Source organism: Cellulophaga tyrosinoxydans, from assembly GCF_900176415.1.
Classification (GTDB): Bacteria; Bacteroidota; Bacteroidia; order Flavobacteriales; family Flavobacteriaceae; genus Cellulophaga; species Cellulophaga tyrosinoxydans.
On record NZ_FWXO01000001.1, the window covers coordinates 92572 to 107545 of the forward strand.

The 14974-nt window shown below is 34.6% G+C and carries 15 protein-coding genes and 1 pseudogene; 4 read left to right on the forward strand and 12 right to left on the reverse strand.

The annotated features are described in order from the left end of the window. Positions 1-36: 36 nt before the first annotated feature. Positions 37-585, reverse strand: coding sequence for a ClpP family protease (locus B8963_RS00450; protein ID WP_084059342.1), 549 nt, complete (start codon positions 583-585; stop codon positions 37-39). A 121-nt stretch (positions 586-706) separates the two neighbouring features. Here B8963_RS00450 and B8963_RS00455 point away from each other — a divergent pair, with 121 nt between their 5' ends. Continuing rightward, a complete protein-coding gene (locus tag B8963_RS00455) occupies positions 707-1381 on the forward strand; it encodes a hypothetical protein (RefSeq protein WP_084059343.1) in 675 nt (224 codons plus the stop codon). Between the two features lie 6 nt (positions 1382-1387). Here B8963_RS00455 and B8963_RS00460 read toward each other — a convergent pair whose 3' ends face one another. The 3 genes from B8963_RS00460 to B8963_RS00470 all read right to left on the reverse strand — a co-directional run bounded on the left by B8963_RS00460 (position 1388) and on the right by B8963_RS00470 (position 4381). Next, positions 1388-2539: an MFS transporter gene (locus B8963_RS00460; RefSeq protein WP_084059344.1), complete on the reverse strand. Its 1152-nt coding sequence runs from the start codon at positions 2537-2539 to the stop codon at positions 1388-1390. 41 nt (positions 2540-2580) lie between these two features. Next, on the reverse strand, positions 2581-3855 hold the full coding sequence (kynU, locus tag B8963_RS00465) for a kynureninase (RefSeq protein WP_084059345.1): 1275 nt from the start codon (positions 3853-3855) through the stop codon (positions 2581-2583). A gap of 67 nt (positions 3856-3922) precedes the next feature. Continuing rightward, the gene (locus B8963_RS00470) at positions 3923-4381 is read right to left on the reverse strand and encodes a GNAT family N-acetyltransferase (protein WP_084059346.1); all 459 of its coding nucleotides are present in this window, start codon (positions 4379-4381) and stop codon (positions 3923-3925) included. Positions 4382-4440: 59 nt separating this feature from the next. On the opposite strand from B8963_RS00470, the gene B8963_RS00475 reads away from it, so the two are divergent. Next, positions 4441-5082: an O-methyltransferase gene (locus B8963_RS00475; protein ID WP_084059347.1), complete on the forward strand. Its 642-nt coding sequence runs from the start codon at positions 4441-4443 to the stop codon at positions 5080-5082. Here B8963_RS00475 and B8963_RS00480 read toward each other — a convergent pair. From B8963_RS00480 to B8963_RS00515, 8 genes are all read right to left on the reverse strand, one after another. Further along, positions 5045-5620: a phosphatase PAP2 family protein gene (locus tag B8963_RS00480; RefSeq protein WP_084059348.1), complete on the reverse strand. Its 576-nt coding sequence runs from the start codon at positions 5618-5620 to the stop codon at positions 5045-5047. The two genes, B8963_RS00475 and B8963_RS00480, sit on opposite strands and share 38 nt — an antisense overlap. Continuing rightward, positions 5620-5901, reverse strand: coding sequence for a Sec-independent protein translocase subunit TatA/TatB (locus B8963_RS00485; RefSeq protein WP_084059349.1), 282 nt, complete (start codon positions 5899-5901; stop codon positions 5620-5622). The genes B8963_RS00480 and B8963_RS00485 overlap by 1 nt, the downstream gene beginning before the upstream one ends. Before the next feature lie 147 nt (positions 5902-6048). Then, positions 6049-8355: a M1 family metallopeptidase gene (locus tag B8963_RS00490; RefSeq protein ID WP_084059350.1), complete on the reverse strand. Its 2307-nt coding sequence runs from the start codon at positions 8353-8355 to the stop codon at positions 6049-6051. Between the two features lie 62 nt (positions 8356-8417). Continuing rightward, positions 8418-8927 carry a DUF6702 family protein gene (locus B8963_RS00495; RefSeq protein WP_084059351.1) on the reverse strand — a complete coding sequence of 170 codons (510 nt, stop codon included), beginning with the start codon at positions 8925-8927 and terminating at the stop codon, positions 8418-8420. Between the two features lie 50 nt (positions 8928-8977). Further along, entirely contained in the window at positions 8978-9769 is a 792-nt protein-coding gene (locus B8963_RS00500) for a hypothetical protein (protein ID WP_143312422.1), read from the reverse strand. 13 nt (positions 9770-9782) lie between these two features. Beyond that, complete coding sequence (locus B8963_RS00505; protein WP_234989591.1) at positions 9783-10562, reverse strand: carboxypeptidase-like regulatory domain-containing protein; 780 nt, start codon at positions 10560-10562, stop codon at positions 9783-9785. A 22-nt stretch (positions 10563-10584) separates the two neighbouring features. After that, the gene (locus B8963_RS00510) at positions 10585-11361 is read right to left on the reverse strand and encodes a carboxypeptidase-like regulatory domain-containing protein (RefSeq protein WP_084059354.1); all 777 of its coding nucleotides are present in this window, start codon (positions 11359-11361) and stop codon (positions 10585-10587) included. Further along, positions 11348-12106 carry a carboxypeptidase-like regulatory domain-containing protein gene (locus tag B8963_RS00515; RefSeq protein ID WP_084059355.1) on the reverse strand — a complete coding sequence of 253 codons (759 nt, stop codon included), beginning with the start codon at positions 12104-12106 and terminating at the stop codon, positions 11348-11350. The genes B8963_RS00510 and B8963_RS00515 overlap by 14 nt, the downstream gene beginning before the upstream one ends. A 153-nt stretch (positions 12107-12259) precedes the next feature. Between B8963_RS00515 and pepE the strand changes: the two genes are divergently transcribed. Then, positions 12260-12952 (forward strand): dipeptidase PepE, encoded by a 693-nt coding sequence (gene pepE, locus B8963_RS00520; protein WP_084059356.1) that lies wholly within the window; start codon positions 12260-12262, stop codon positions 12950-12952. A 157-nt stretch (positions 12953-13109) separates the two neighbouring features. Then, positions 13110-14974: pseudogene (locus B8963_RS15900) on the forward strand (hypothetical protein); the annotation flags it as partial.

Sequence of the window (14974 nt, forward strand, 5' to 3'; positions counted from 1 at the left end):
GAAGGATTCATTATATACATAAATTCAGCACATTACCTATTCTAAGATACCATCTACAATACCGTATTCTACAGACTCTGCAGCACCCATCCAATAATCACGATCAAAATCCTTCATGACTCTATCAAAATCTTGTCCACAATTTTCTGCTAAAATACGAGCACTAAGCTCTTTAGTTTTAATAATTTCTTTTGCTTGGATTTCTATATTCGATGCCTGCCCTCTTGCACCTCCACTTGGTTGGTGAATCATTACTTGAGCATGTGGCTGAATAAAACGTCTTCCTTTTTTTCCAACAGACAATAAAATGGAACCCATTGATGCTGCCAACCCTGTACAAATTGTTGAAACAGGACTTTTTAAAGATTTTATAGTATCGTACATAGCAAAACCAGATGTAACGTATCCTCCTGGACTATTGATATACAATTGTATTTCTTTATTATTTTGCATGTCTAAGTACAACAAACGATCTATTACGTGCTTAGCAGTGTCATCATCTACCATACCCCAAAGAAAAACTTTACGTTCTTCTAACATTTTTTCGTCTATAGCTTCTTGTATTTTTCCTCTTTTTGAACTCATTTTTTAAAATCTTAATGAACATCAAAATTAATCAAATTATCGGGATTTATAACCTTCAAAAACTTATCCATTTTAAATAATTACAATTAAAAGCTACTATCTTTGATAAAAACGAGAAAAAATGAAAAATATAACGCACATAATGGTGCTTCTTTTACTAGTATTAACAGGTTGTAAAGAAGAAAAGAAACAAGAAATACAAGCTCCTGAACCTGAATTAACGGTGCTTGAAAAAGTAGCCAATGCCCATGGTTTTGACAATTGGGCTAATGTAAATGAATTAAAATTTACATTTAACGTTGATAGAGATACGAACCATTTTGAACGAGTTTGGAATTGGAAACCCAAAACAAATGATGTAACCGCCAAAAGTTTAGAAACAGAAATTAGCTATAATAGAAAAGCGTTAGACAGTATTACTAGTAAAACAGATGCAGCATTTATAAATGACAAATTTTGGTTGCTATTACCTTTTCAGTTGATTTGGGATCAAAATAATTTTAAGTACGAGCATTCCGCACAATCGCAAGCACCAATCAGCAAAAAGGCAATGCAAAAACTCACCATTGTTTATGGCGCAGAAGGTGGTTACACACCCGGAGATGCCTATGATATATATTTTGGCGATGACCATATTATTCAAGAATGGGTGTTTAGAAAAGCAAATAGCACTGAACCTTCCATGACCACCACTTGGGAAGATTATACCACCATAAACGGAATGAAATTTGCCAAATCCCATAAGAAAGAAGGAGAAAATTTCAACCTTCATTTTACTGCTATAGAAGTAAAGTAATATATATTAGGCGCTTCTTTTTCGTTTCAATACAAAAGAGGCGCCTAAAACTATAATTGCACAAACAAGCAATAAACCAAAACTCATCTGCAACGAAAAATGTTCTGCTAAAAACCCTAAAACTACAGGGCCTAGCAAAAACCCTGAAATACCAGTACCAGCAATAAATGCTATACCCTGCGATGATTCTACCCCTTTTACGTTTCCTCCTATTCTAAACAACTCAGGAATAATAGCTGAAAAGCCCAATCCGATTAACGCAAATCCTAAAATGGTAATAAAAAGAGTACCGGACAACACTAGACCATAGCCTATAATTGCCATAAAAGTGCCCAGAGATACTATTTTTACGGAGCCAATTCTAGCGCTTATACCATCTCCTAAAAACCTACCTAAGGTCATGGTAATGGAAAAAGCCAAAAACCCCATGCCTATGTATTGTTCGGGTGCTACATTAACTTCTTGTAAAAATATACCGCTCCAATCTATAATTGCTCCTTCACTACCCATAATGACAAATGAAATTACCCCTAATAAAAATAAGGGTTTAAAATTTTTCATTTTAAAGGGCTCTTTCTCAATAGGTGCTGCCAGAATCTTTGTATATTTTTTATGTAAACTAAGGTTCACTAAAAAAACTATAAACACCCCTAGCAGAATATGTAATATTTTGTTGTTTAATGGCAAGATTAAAAAACTTCCTAAACCAGCAAATACACCTCCTAAACTAAAAAAACCATGGGCAGCTGACATAAAATTTTGTTTATCCTCCTTTTCAATTTCAGTAACCAAAGTATTCATTGCAATATCTGTAAAGCCATTTGCGGCACCGTAAATAAATAGGGCTGCAATTAACCAGTAATAATTGGGTGCTAAAAATGGACCAATAGCAGCGCAACAAATAAGTATAGAACCTATCCACGAAGCCCTGCCAACACCAAGTTTATTAATTAAACTAGATGCTATAGGAAAAATTGTAAAGTTACCTAGTGAGAGAAAAAAAATAGCAAAGCCTAAACTTGCTTTATCAATAGCTAAACTCTCACGAATTATGGGAATGTATATAGCCCATGTACCAAACAAAATATTTAAACTAGCAAAAATCCAAGCAGGCCCAAAATAACGAGGATTAGAAAGAATTAATCGTAAAGATTTCATTTAAAATGGTTGATGGTTGATGAACTATGTTGTCTTAGTATTTAATTCAAATTTTCCAAAATTCCCTTTTTCAACAACTGACCAAATTGATACATATCTTCATACGAGCAATAAAAAGGCGCAGGTGCTAATCTGATAACATTAGGCTCTCTCCAGTCGGTAATGACACCATTTTTCATTAAAAAATCGAACAATGATCTTCCTTGCCCATGTAAAAATACCGATAGCTGGCAACCTCTATCTTTAGGTGTTATAATTTCAAACGTACTATCTACCTCAGCGTCTATTTCATGTAGAATAAACTCAAGATATGCCACAATTTTATCGCGTTTTTCTATTAGTGCATCCATGCCAACTTTCTCAAATAATTCTAATGATGCTAAATAAGGTGCAACAGATAATATTGGTGCATTACTAATTTGCCATGCATCAGCAGTTTCCATGGGCTCAAACTCTGGCTTCATTAAAAATCTTGTCTCCTTTTTGGTTCCCCACCAACCTTCAAAACGCGGTATATCTGGATCGTTCAAATATTTTTCATTCACATAAATTCCAGAAGCATGGCCAGGCCCACTATTCATGTATTTATAACTACACCAAGCAGCAAAATCTACATTCCATTCATTCAGATTCAATGCAATATTTCCTACGCCATGTGCCAAATCCCAACCCACAAAAGCTCCTGCTTTTTGTCCCGCAGCTGTAATGGTTTTCATATCGAAAACTTGACCGTTGTAGTAATTAACTCCTCCAATTAAAACAAGTGCTAATTCACTACCTATTTCTTTAATTTTCGCAAGAATATCTTCAGTTCTCCAATGGTGTTCTCCTGCTCTTTTTTTAACCTCAACAATGGTTTCTTCTGGATCAAGACCATGAAAACGGACTTGACTTTTCAGCATATATTGATCCGAAGGGAAGGCCTTTTCTTCGCATAATATTTTGAATCTAGTTTTGGTAGGCCGATAAAAAGAAACTAGTAACAAATGAAGATTTACCGATAGGGTGTTCATAACAGAAACTTCTTCTGTTTTAGCTCCTACCACCTTTGCTAAGGGCGCTGCTAAACGCTCGTGATAATCCCACCAAGGCTTCTCTGCATAAAAATGACCCTCTACTGCAAGATTCGCCCAATCGGCCATTACATCGTCCACAAATTTTTGGGTCCGCTTTGGCTGTAAACCTAATGAGTTACCCGTAAAATAGATTACTTGTTTTCCATTAACTTTTGGAAAATGAAACTCATCTCTATACTTTTTAAGTTTATCTGCTGCATCTAATTTCTGAGCGAATTGTAAGGTGTTTTCAAATTGCATAAAATAGCTTTTTTTCAAAATTACGACTTCCTTTTATATTTTATAGATTAAAGAATAGTATCCTGATTTATGGAAGTCTCATTTCTATTATATGTTTATGAAAACCAACTTTTTCGTAAGCCTTTATGGCAGGCAAATTATCTTGATAAACGGTGAGTCTTATTTCAAAAAGATTTTGGGTGTGTGCCCATTGTTTTAAAAAATCGATCACTAAAGCATTAACCCCTTTACCCCTATGCTCAGGAACCGTATACAAGAATCTAATATTCGCATAAGTCTTGTGTTTTAAATAAGGTCTAGCGTCGGCCGTTAACACCATTCCACAACCAATAATTTCTTCTTGATATTGGGCTACCACTATTAAACTTGACTCACTTTCCAGTATCGCTTCTAAATCGTAATACATAAGGGGATTTTCACGAATGGTAGCATCAAACGGCCTTTCTGCTTCTATTAACCCTTGTTCAAAGTCACGTAACTTAGGCAAATCTAGATGGGTAGCCTTACGAATGGTAATATCATTCATTTTTATCAATGTTTTTTTCAAGTTACTATTAAATATCTATTTTTACCAAAATAAAATTCATGCATTTTCTTTCTACTTTATTAGAAAACTACATAGCCGATAATTCGCAAAACGAACCTGAAGTTTTACAAGAACTTACACGAGAAACACATTTAAAAGTGATTCAGCCAAGAATGATTACAGGTCATTTTCAAGGCAGGGTATTAAGCTTGCTATCTAAAATTATACATCCTAAAAACATATTAGAAATAGGTACTTATACGGGTTATTCTGCAATTTGTTTGGCTGAAGGTTTACCGAAAAATGGCACACTCCACACCATTGATATCAACGAAGAACTGGTAGGTATGCAGCGTAAATATTTTGAAAAGAGTGGATTTGGAAACCAAATAATTCAGCATACCGGTGATGCCTTAAAAATAATTCCAACCTTAGACGAAGTGTTCGATTTAGTTTTTATTGATGCCGAAAAAGCAAGTTATGATTTCTATTTTGAAACGGTATTACAAAAAACACGCCCTGGTAGTGTAATTCTCTCTGATAATGTCTTGTGGTCTGGCAAAGTTGTAGAACCTTTAAGCCCAAAAGATAAGGTGACTAAAATTTTATTGGACTATAACAAAAAACTTAAAGAAGACCCCAGAGTAGAAACCGTTCTATTGCCTATTCGTGATGGTCTAACATTAAGCCGGGTGCTATAAATTTTACATACAACCCATAAAAAATATTAGCCGAAACAAAACCCACGAAGGCTCCGGTAAGTATATCGATAGGGTAATGCACGCCTACATAAATTCTGCTTAAGGCTAAAAAGATGGGCCAAACGTAAAAAGCCCAAATCCATTTGAATTTATCTTTTACAAATAATACTACAATGGTAGTAAGCGCAAATGCAAATGAAGCATGGCCTGAAAAAAAACTAAATCCATCAGAGGATTTTATAATCCTAATTAAAGTATTTATTTCGGTATTGTTACTAGGTCTTAATCTACCAATAAGTTCTTTTGTAACACCAGTAAGAATTAGAACAAAAAGAAGTAATAAAATAGCAGTGCCTATCCTGTAATAGATTTCTTTTTTAGTGTGCTGGTAACTCACTAAAAACACAAATAAAAGATATAATGGAATCCAAGTGGTAATGTTTGTAGCAATACTCCAAAAGTGATCGTATTGTTCAATACCAAGGTTATTTAAATAAATAAAAGTTTCCCTGTCCCAGGTTAACAATTTATCTAACATTACTTTCTCTTGATCGTGCCTGAAACTTCGTTAATATTCTCCTTAACCTTATCTATTTCTTGCTTGATATCTTTAGTGAAGTCTGTATTGATACCCTGCTTTTCTGCACTTTTCTGTATTTCTTGTTTAATATCTTCTGTAGCATCTTTTAACTGACGCATACCTTTACCCAATCCACGAGCTATATCTGGAATTTTATCTGCTCCAAATACCATGACTACGATAAACATGATGAAGAATATTTCTCCACCACTAATAAACAAAAAATAAGATGTAAACATGATACAAATATAATGAGAAGTTTGTCAGCGCAATAAAAAAAAGAACAAAACATATACGCTAGAATAAGATTTTTAACAAAAAGTATAAGCCCCATATTTTAAAATTAAAATATGGGGCTTACTTTATTTAAAAGCGGTAACTAAGATTTAATTTTTAATTGTGCTTTTGAACTGGTCAAAATCAGATTGCTCTTCTTTTTTAGGCCAAGAATTATTGGTTGTATCTATATCAGCAGTTTCTGCTTTTGGATCTACAACAACACCAACAAGTTCTTTTTGTAAAGAAAGCATACGTGTTACTTCTTTATCGTTTTTTCTCCAAATTTCTGCAGGATAGGTAATGTTTTCCTTAGAACCATCAGCATAAGAATATTCTACAATTAATGGCATTGGAATTCCTCCTGGTTTGGTGAAGGTAACTTCATAAAAATACTTTGGCTCAACAACTGCAGCTCTTTCAGCAGGAGTTAAATTGTCCATCATAAATTCTTTTAAGGTTTTAGAAATTTCTGATGGTGCTTTTCCTTTTAATGATTCGTCGTAATCTTCAGTACCTTCTTCTGCTAAATACACTAATGCAGGGAAATCTTTTATATCTTGTTTTCTGGCTTCAGCATACTGTTTCATTTTTGCTGTTGGTTTATCAGTAACAACATATTTTTTAACACCACTAACCCCTATATCAACATAATTGGTCGTGTAGAACCAACCTCTCCAGAAATAATCTAAATCTACGGCAGATGCATCTTCCATGGTACGGAAAAAGTCCTCTGGCGTTGGGTGTTTAAATTTCCATCTATGAGAATATGTTTTAAAAGCATGATCAAATAATTCTCTACCCATTACCGTTTCACGTAAAATATTCAATGCAGTAGCAGGCTTACCATAAGCATTGTTACCTAATTGAAAAACATTTTCTGGATTCGACATAATTGGTGCAATAAAGTTTTGATCACCACTCATGTAAGGTACAATTTTAGAAGGCTCACCTCTTCTAGATGGGTATTTATCGTTAGGAGCAATCGCATCTGGAAAAGCCTCACCGAATTCTTGCTCAGCCATGTATTGCATAAAAGTATCTAAACCTTCATCCATCCATCCCCACTGACGTTCATCAGAATTTACAATCATAGGGAAAAAGTTGTGACCAACTTCGTGAATAATAACACTGATCATTCCGTATTTTACACGATCATCATAGGTACCATCTTTTTCTGGTCTACCATAGTTCCAACAAATCATTGGATACTCCATTCCTTGATTTTTAGCGTGTACTGATATTGCTTTTGGATAAGGATAATCGAATGTATGTGCTGAGTATGATTTTAAGGTATGTGCAACTGCTTTTGTAGAATACTCTTCCCAAAGTGGATTACCTTCTTTTGGATACATAGAAACTGCCATAACATCTCTGTTACCTAATTTAACAGCTTGCATATCCCAGATAAATTTTCTTGAAGTTGCAAAACCGAAATCACGAACATTTTCTGCTTTTAACTTCCATGTTTTTGTTTTTTCAGAAAACCCTTTTTCAGCAGCCTCAGCTTCTGCTTGCGATACAATAATTACTGGCTTATCGTAAGATTTTTTAGCCAATTCATAACGTTGCATCATTTCTTTTGAGAACACTTCTTTCATGTTCTGAAGCACCCCAGTACCATCTAAAATATGATCTGCAGGCACTGTAATATTTACTTCGTAGTTACCAAATGGCAATGCAAACTCTCCATTCCCCCAGAACTGGTGGTTCTGCCATCCTTCTACATCATTATAAACGGCCATTCTTGGAAAAAACTGCGCAATTACATAGGCACGGTTACCATCTTCTGGGAAGTATTCATAACCTGAACGAGCTCTAGTAATGGTATGATCAGGAATATTGTAATTCCATTTTACAGAAAAAGAAACCTGACTTTTACTTTTTAACGGCTGCGGTAAATCTACACGCATCATTGTTTGGTTAATGGTATACGGCAAGGCTTTTCCTGATGCATCTCTTACATACTCAATATTAAAACCACCATCAAAAGCAGGAGTCATAAACGTAGTAGTAAAATTATCCATAGTGCTCGCGAAAGGCGCATTGGTTTCGTTTCTAAGATCTGATTTCGTATTTTTTGTACGTACATTTTGATCTAACTGAACCCATAGAAATTCTAAATCGTCTGGAGAATTATTGGTATACGTAACAGTTTCTACACCAAAAATCTTTGCATTTTTATCATCTAGTGTTATGTCCATTTTATAATCGGCTTGTTGCTGATAATAATCAGGACCTGGAGCACCAGATGCAGACCTATATGTATTTGGAGTTGCGAACTCCTGATACATTTGTTCAAATTTGTTTACAATGCCGTGAGGCGCTGCTTTTTCTTTAACTTCTTGTTCTTGTGCGCTTACCATAAAAGCGAACATGAACATTAGTGCCGTAGCACAATACTTGATCTTGTTCATTTTTTGAAATAATTATATTTAGTCGATTGAAAAATAATGCTTTTTAAGAAATGGTTAACTAATTATTCCAAGTTTAACATTCCTTTATTATTTGAGCGGGTAAGTACAAAACTTTTCTTTTTTCCTGCAAGTTTAAAATGTACCACATTTTGCTGATCTTCGAACATGTCTGTAAGCACTTCATTGGTAGCTGATATTGTTTTTATTTTTGAAAAACCAACTTTTGGTATTTCTAAATACACCACGACAACATCATTATCATATTTTTTACCGAGATAGGTATATTCTTTCTGCTCGTTATTTATCTCGATAATGAATTTAGATTTTAGATATTTCTCTATATACTTATCTACATCTTTAAGTTCTTTATCGGTCGCCATCTTGGGAGCAATATCATAGCGCTCTTTTAAAGTTTTTTCCAAATCATCAATAAAAATTCTTGAGGTAATTTGTATGGCATCATCTTTATCAGAATAGGCAATATTAGTAACGGTTACATAAAATTTATGCACCGATGCAAATGCCAATAGTGGCAATAATAGAATCAAAAAAAACTTTTTAAATACTTTCATAGGTTTCTTGTTTGTTTTTCACTAACGCAAATCATATGCCAAAGGTACAACTACTCTAAATCATTATCTTTCCGATAATGGACACTTTTTTCTAATAGAAATTTCCAAATTTCAAAATTATCTTTTGAAATCAATAAAGCATCAAAAGATTCATCAGCCTCGCAATAAAAAATAAAATTCGCGATATGCTCTTTCGGAATTTTAAGTCCGTTTACAAAAGTAGTGTCTGTAACAATATCTGTTACCAAGTCTAACCTTTTGTTTTTAAGATCTCTTTCCACACGCTTCTTTAACATTTTTGTTCGCCCAGAGAAAAAGTTAACAATTGGGTCTAACTCTATTTTATTTCCGGTGTACTCCCAAGACCTAGCGGTATATAAATGGCGATCTGCTTGGGTATAAATTTTAGCTTTAGCGTTGGGCAACTCAAGCGTTGTTTCTGTTAGTACAAGAACATCTAAATTAACAACATCTTGAGTAATATTTCCTGTTAAATTATAGGGCATCACCACCACTTCTTCCAATTTGTTTTCTACTTCTTCTAAGTGTACAACAACAGCATTGGTATTTAAAAGAATTTCGTTGATGACAATTTGTTTCTCTTTTAGGTGAATAGCAGTAAAAACAAGTGTGTCATGCAGGCGTACGGGAATTGAAAAATAACCATAACCATCAGTAATAGTTACACGATTTGCTGTTTTATTCCGCACATGAATCCCGTCTACATCATTAGAACCAATGCTAACATTCCCATTGAATAAAACAGTATCCTCTTGCGCTAGTAGAAAGCAACTTGGAGTAAGGAGCATAAGTAATAGCAATATTTTAATATACTTATGCATTTACATATCTGGATTAGTCTAACTCGTTATTTTTGCGATACACTACACTTTTTTGACGCAAGAAGGTCAATATTTTTATTTTATCATGCGTATCTACTATTTTAGAAAATTCAGGATCTACTTCGCAGAAATACATAAAATCATCAATTTTTAAAGTAGGTATTTTTAGCTGCGAGGTGTAAATGGAGTCGGAATAAAAATTACGCACTCTTTCGGTACGTTCGTACTTAATGTCTCGCTTATAATTTTCTTTCAACATTTTGGTACGCCCCGTAATGGCATTTATTATTGGGTTTAAAGGAATTCCCGCACCACCGGTAGTAGCTTCTATTAACAAACGCTCACTTTGTGTTTTCTTTTTCACGTATGAATTTGGCAATCCTAAAGTTGCCGCAACAAGTACAGGTTGACTTTGCATATCGCGCGATAAATCACCCGATAAATTATACGGCATTACCACTACTTCATTAAGCTGATTTACCGCTGGATCCAGACTAACAAAAATGGACTTACTTGCTAGTATTGCCGTAGTTACCACAATTTCTTTACGTTGGTATTGAATAGCAGAAAAAACCAAGGTATCATTTAATTGTGCCGAAATCGTAAAATACCCTTCAATATCGGTAATAGCTGCTTTTTGTGTAGAAATATTTAGCACATGTGTAGCTGCCACATCGCCATCGGCACTAGACACTTTTCCTTTTAGCTCTTTTGAAAAAAAAGTTTGTGCGTAACCTGTATGACCCAAGATCACCATAATTAAGCAAACAATATGTGAACTTTGAATATTCAAATTTTGGATTTAGGATTAAACGTTAAGGCATTTCTAATTCATTATTCTTTCTATATAAAACGCTTTTTTCAAGTAAATAGTCCCAGATTTTTAATTTATCCTTAGCATCAATGCTTGCAAAAGTGGTATCAATTTCACACGAATACAAAAAATCATCTATTTTATCTAAGGGGATTTTCAACTGTTTTATATACAAGGAATCATGATAAGAATGTCTAATGAGTTCCGTACGTTGGTATTTAGCCTCTCGCTCTGCGATTAATCGCAATCGTTTCGTTTCTCCAGTAATAGCATTTATAGTTGCAATTAAAGGCCCACCTGCCTTTGAGGCATATAATTTACGATCAGCTTGCGACATTTTTTTAACAAAAGCATTAGGCAAACCTAAAGTAGATGCCGTGATTACTGGAGCAACCTCAGTATTATTCATATCGCGCGATAAATCACCCGATAAATTATACGGCATTACCACAACTTCATTAAGCTGATTTACCGCTGGATCCAAACTAACAAAAATGGACTTGCTTGCTAGTATCGCCGTAGTCACCACAATTTCTTTACGTTGATATTGAATGGCAGAAAAAACCAAGGTATCATTTAATTGTGCCGAAATCGTAAAATATCCTTCAATATCGGTAATAGCTGCTTTTTGTGTACTAATATTTAGCACATGCGTAGCTGCCACATCGCCATCGGCACTAGACACTTTACCTTTTAGCTCTTTTGAAAAAAAAGTTTGTGCTTGCAATGACGTTGCAAAAAGAAGAAAAATGCCAATATAGCCACTAATTTTTATCATCTAATTGCTTACGAAATTCCTTACTCTCGTTAACCAAAAAATCTATCAACTGAAATTCATTCGTCTTTTTTAGTAATGACTGTTCAGGCAAACGCGTATCGCAATAAAACAAGAAATCGTTAATTTTATCTTGAGGGATGCTTAAGTCTTTAACAAAAAATTGATCGTCATAAACTTGTCGTAAAACATCACTTACCTTCAATTGTTTTTGTTCTACTTCTTCCCCATCTTCTCCTTTTAAGCCTTTTTTGATAGCCTTAAAAATATTCACAAAATTAATCCCATTTTGCATGCCTCTTTCGGTCTGGGAAAGTGCTATGTTCTCTACTCTAGAGGTTTCATCAATACCGTATTCGTACTTTTTAAACTCTTCGTTTTTAAGCTTAATAAATGCCTCCTCGTTTTCAGGTGTTACCACCACTTCATCTAACTCGGTTACTTTTTCATTTACCTCCACTACCAGCCGGTTATTATCTAGTATTTCTTGTGTAATTCGCACACGTTTAATTTGATAATTTACCGCGGTAAACACTAATTCGTCTCCTAGTTTTACATTGATCTCAAATTCGCCATTAGCATTGGTTACAACGCCTTTCTCGGTAGTAACATTTATAACGTTTTCATTTTGAACATTGCTGTTACGATACATTACTTTTCCACGCAATAAGTTTCGCTCCTCTGTTTGACCATAGGTTTGTGAAAATGCAGCACTAATAAGTACAAGTAAGAGTATAATTTTTTTCATAAGCAATTTTTAAATTAAGGGTAGAAAAGACAACATGTGGTCAGTAAAAAAGTATTTCCCTTAAGTTAGTATAAAGAAAATGCAAGTTGGCTTCAAAAAAAAATAAAGCACCATTAAACTTTTGTTAATTTGCAGGTATCAAAATTAATTACCTTGAAAAAAATACTACTTGCTAGCACTTCTACCCTTTACGGAGAAACCTATTTAGCTTACCTTTTAGATGAACTCCGCGTGTTCTTTAAAAATGTAAACACCATAACATTTATTCCCTATGCAAGACCTGGCGGAATTTCGCATGATGACTACACCGCCATAGTAGCCAAAGCATTTGCCCAAATCAACAAAGAAGTAGTGGGATTGCACACTTTTGAAAAACCAGAAGATGCCATAAAAAATGCCGAAGCTATTTTTACAGGTGGTGGAAATACTTTTTTACTGGTAAAACAATTACACGAGTTACGCGTAATGGACATACTAAAAACCCAAGTAGAAAATGGTACGCCTTACTTTGGCACAAGTGCAGGCAGTAACATTGCAGGGGTAACGATGCAAACCACCAATGATATGCCGATAGTTTACCCACCAAGTTTTAAAACCTTAGGGTTGGTTAATTTTAATATAAACGCCCATTATTTGGACCCTGACCCAAATAACAAACATAACGGCGAATCAAGAGAAACTAGAATAAAAGAATTTCATTGTTTTAATACCACTCCTGTAGTTGGCCTTAGAGAAGGTAGTTATATTTGTATCGAAGATGAAAAAATTAGCTTAAAAGGCCCCTTTAAAGCTCGTATTTTTAAAGAAAATATACCGCCTTTTGAAAGCATAAACCTACAGTTTTAACCACAATAAGAATTCATTATTTTTGTTTTTATATAAGGCATTACAGCTGCATTTTAACTATTAATCTATGGCAATTGCATTTCGTCTTATAAAAGCGGTGCAGTAGGCATATAATTGTATTTTTATTAAAAATAACCCCTCTTAAGTTCTTTTACTTATGCAAACAAATTATTTTAAAAAAGCATTTTTACTATTCATTCTTGTACTTGGCTATACAACACTACAGGCACAGGTAAAAATTGGAGACAACCCTCAAAATATAAACTTATCCTCAGTTTTAGAATTAGAGAGCACCAATAAAGCTTTTGTAATTACCAGAGTGAGTACCGTACAGATGAATGCTATTGTACCACTTGAGGGTGCTATGGTATACAATACAGACGAGCAATGTTTGCATTATTACGATGGTGTGGAGTGGATAAATATTTGTGAAGCGTTTGCCAACAATTTAACGTTTACAAGTGCGGCTTTAGCTAATCCAGGTAATTTTGAAACCATTACTATTACCCAAGATACGCCTACCAATTATAACTTTGAAGTTGGTTTATTAAATGCCAGTAACATTCAAGACGGTACCATAGGCACAACAAAAATTGTAAATGGTTCTGTTACTCAAACCAAACTTGCGACGAATTCTGTAAATTCTGATAAAATTTCTGATAAATCTATTCAGACTATTGATATTGCTCCTGGTCTCCCAAATACAATCTTGCAAACCAATGTAGGTTCTGTAGTCGAATGGGCTCCCCTAAATGTTGATAACATAACTGGAAAACTACTTTCAAATGAACTAGCAACAACTGGCGATAACTCTATAACCGTAACTAATGGTGATGGCGCTACGCTAAAAGATACTCAATTACGTGTTACAGATGGCGGAATTAGCACAGCAAAACTAGAAGATAATGCAGTTACTACTGCTAAAATTGGTACTGTAGCAGGAGATGAAAATAAAATTTTAGGAACAAACACCACAGGTGATCCCGAATGGCAAGATGCTAGTGCTCTTGCTGCAAATTTAGGTGAAGATGTAATTTCTACCAACGGTTCAATTACAGGTACGGCGCTTGACGCTACATTAGTAGCAATGGATTTAGAGGTTAAAACTGATGGGATTACTTTAGAAGTAAATCCTGACAATACCACTGGATTACAAATAATAGATGGTGGAGTTAACACACTACAAATTGCTAACAATGCTGTAACCAATTTAAAAATAGCCGATGATGCTGTAAATACTGCAAAACTAGAAGATAATGCCGTAACTACTGCTAAAATTGGTACTGTAGCAGGAGATGAAAATAAAATTTTAGGAACAAACGCCACAGGTGATCCCGAATGGCAAGATGCTAGTGCTCTTGCTGCAAATTTAGGTGAAGATGTAATTTCTACCAACGGTTCAATTACAGGTACGGCGCTTGACGCTGCATTAGTAGCAATGGATTTAGAGGTTAAAACTGATGGGGTTACTTTAGAAGTGAATCCTGACAATACCACTGGATTACAAATAATAGATGGTGGAGTTAACACACTACAAATCGCTGACGATGCTGTAACAACAGCTAAAATAGATAATGAAACCATTTTATCTGAAGATATCCAAGATGGTACAATTGCCAATAGTGATATTCTAGATAGAACAATTGCGCCTTTAAAATTAGCAGACGGTACTGCTGCAAATCAGATATTACGATTTAATGGAACAGACTGGGAACTTATAGATCAATCTGCCATTGCAATTGCTGAAGTTGATGGAGTTATTGGAAATGAAATACTTGATGTAACTAATACAACATTAACTAGAAGTGGAACTGGTGTTGTTGGAGACGAATACACTGTTGCCGTTAGTACTGGAGGAATTACAGCAAACGAACTTGCCAATGATGCTGTAACGTCAGTAAAAATTCTAGATGATGCAGTTACTTCTGATAAAATAGGAACTGCTGGTGCAACAGATGGTAATAAAGTTTTAAAAACTGATGCTTCTGGAAATCCTTCTTGGCAAGATGAAACAACCGAATT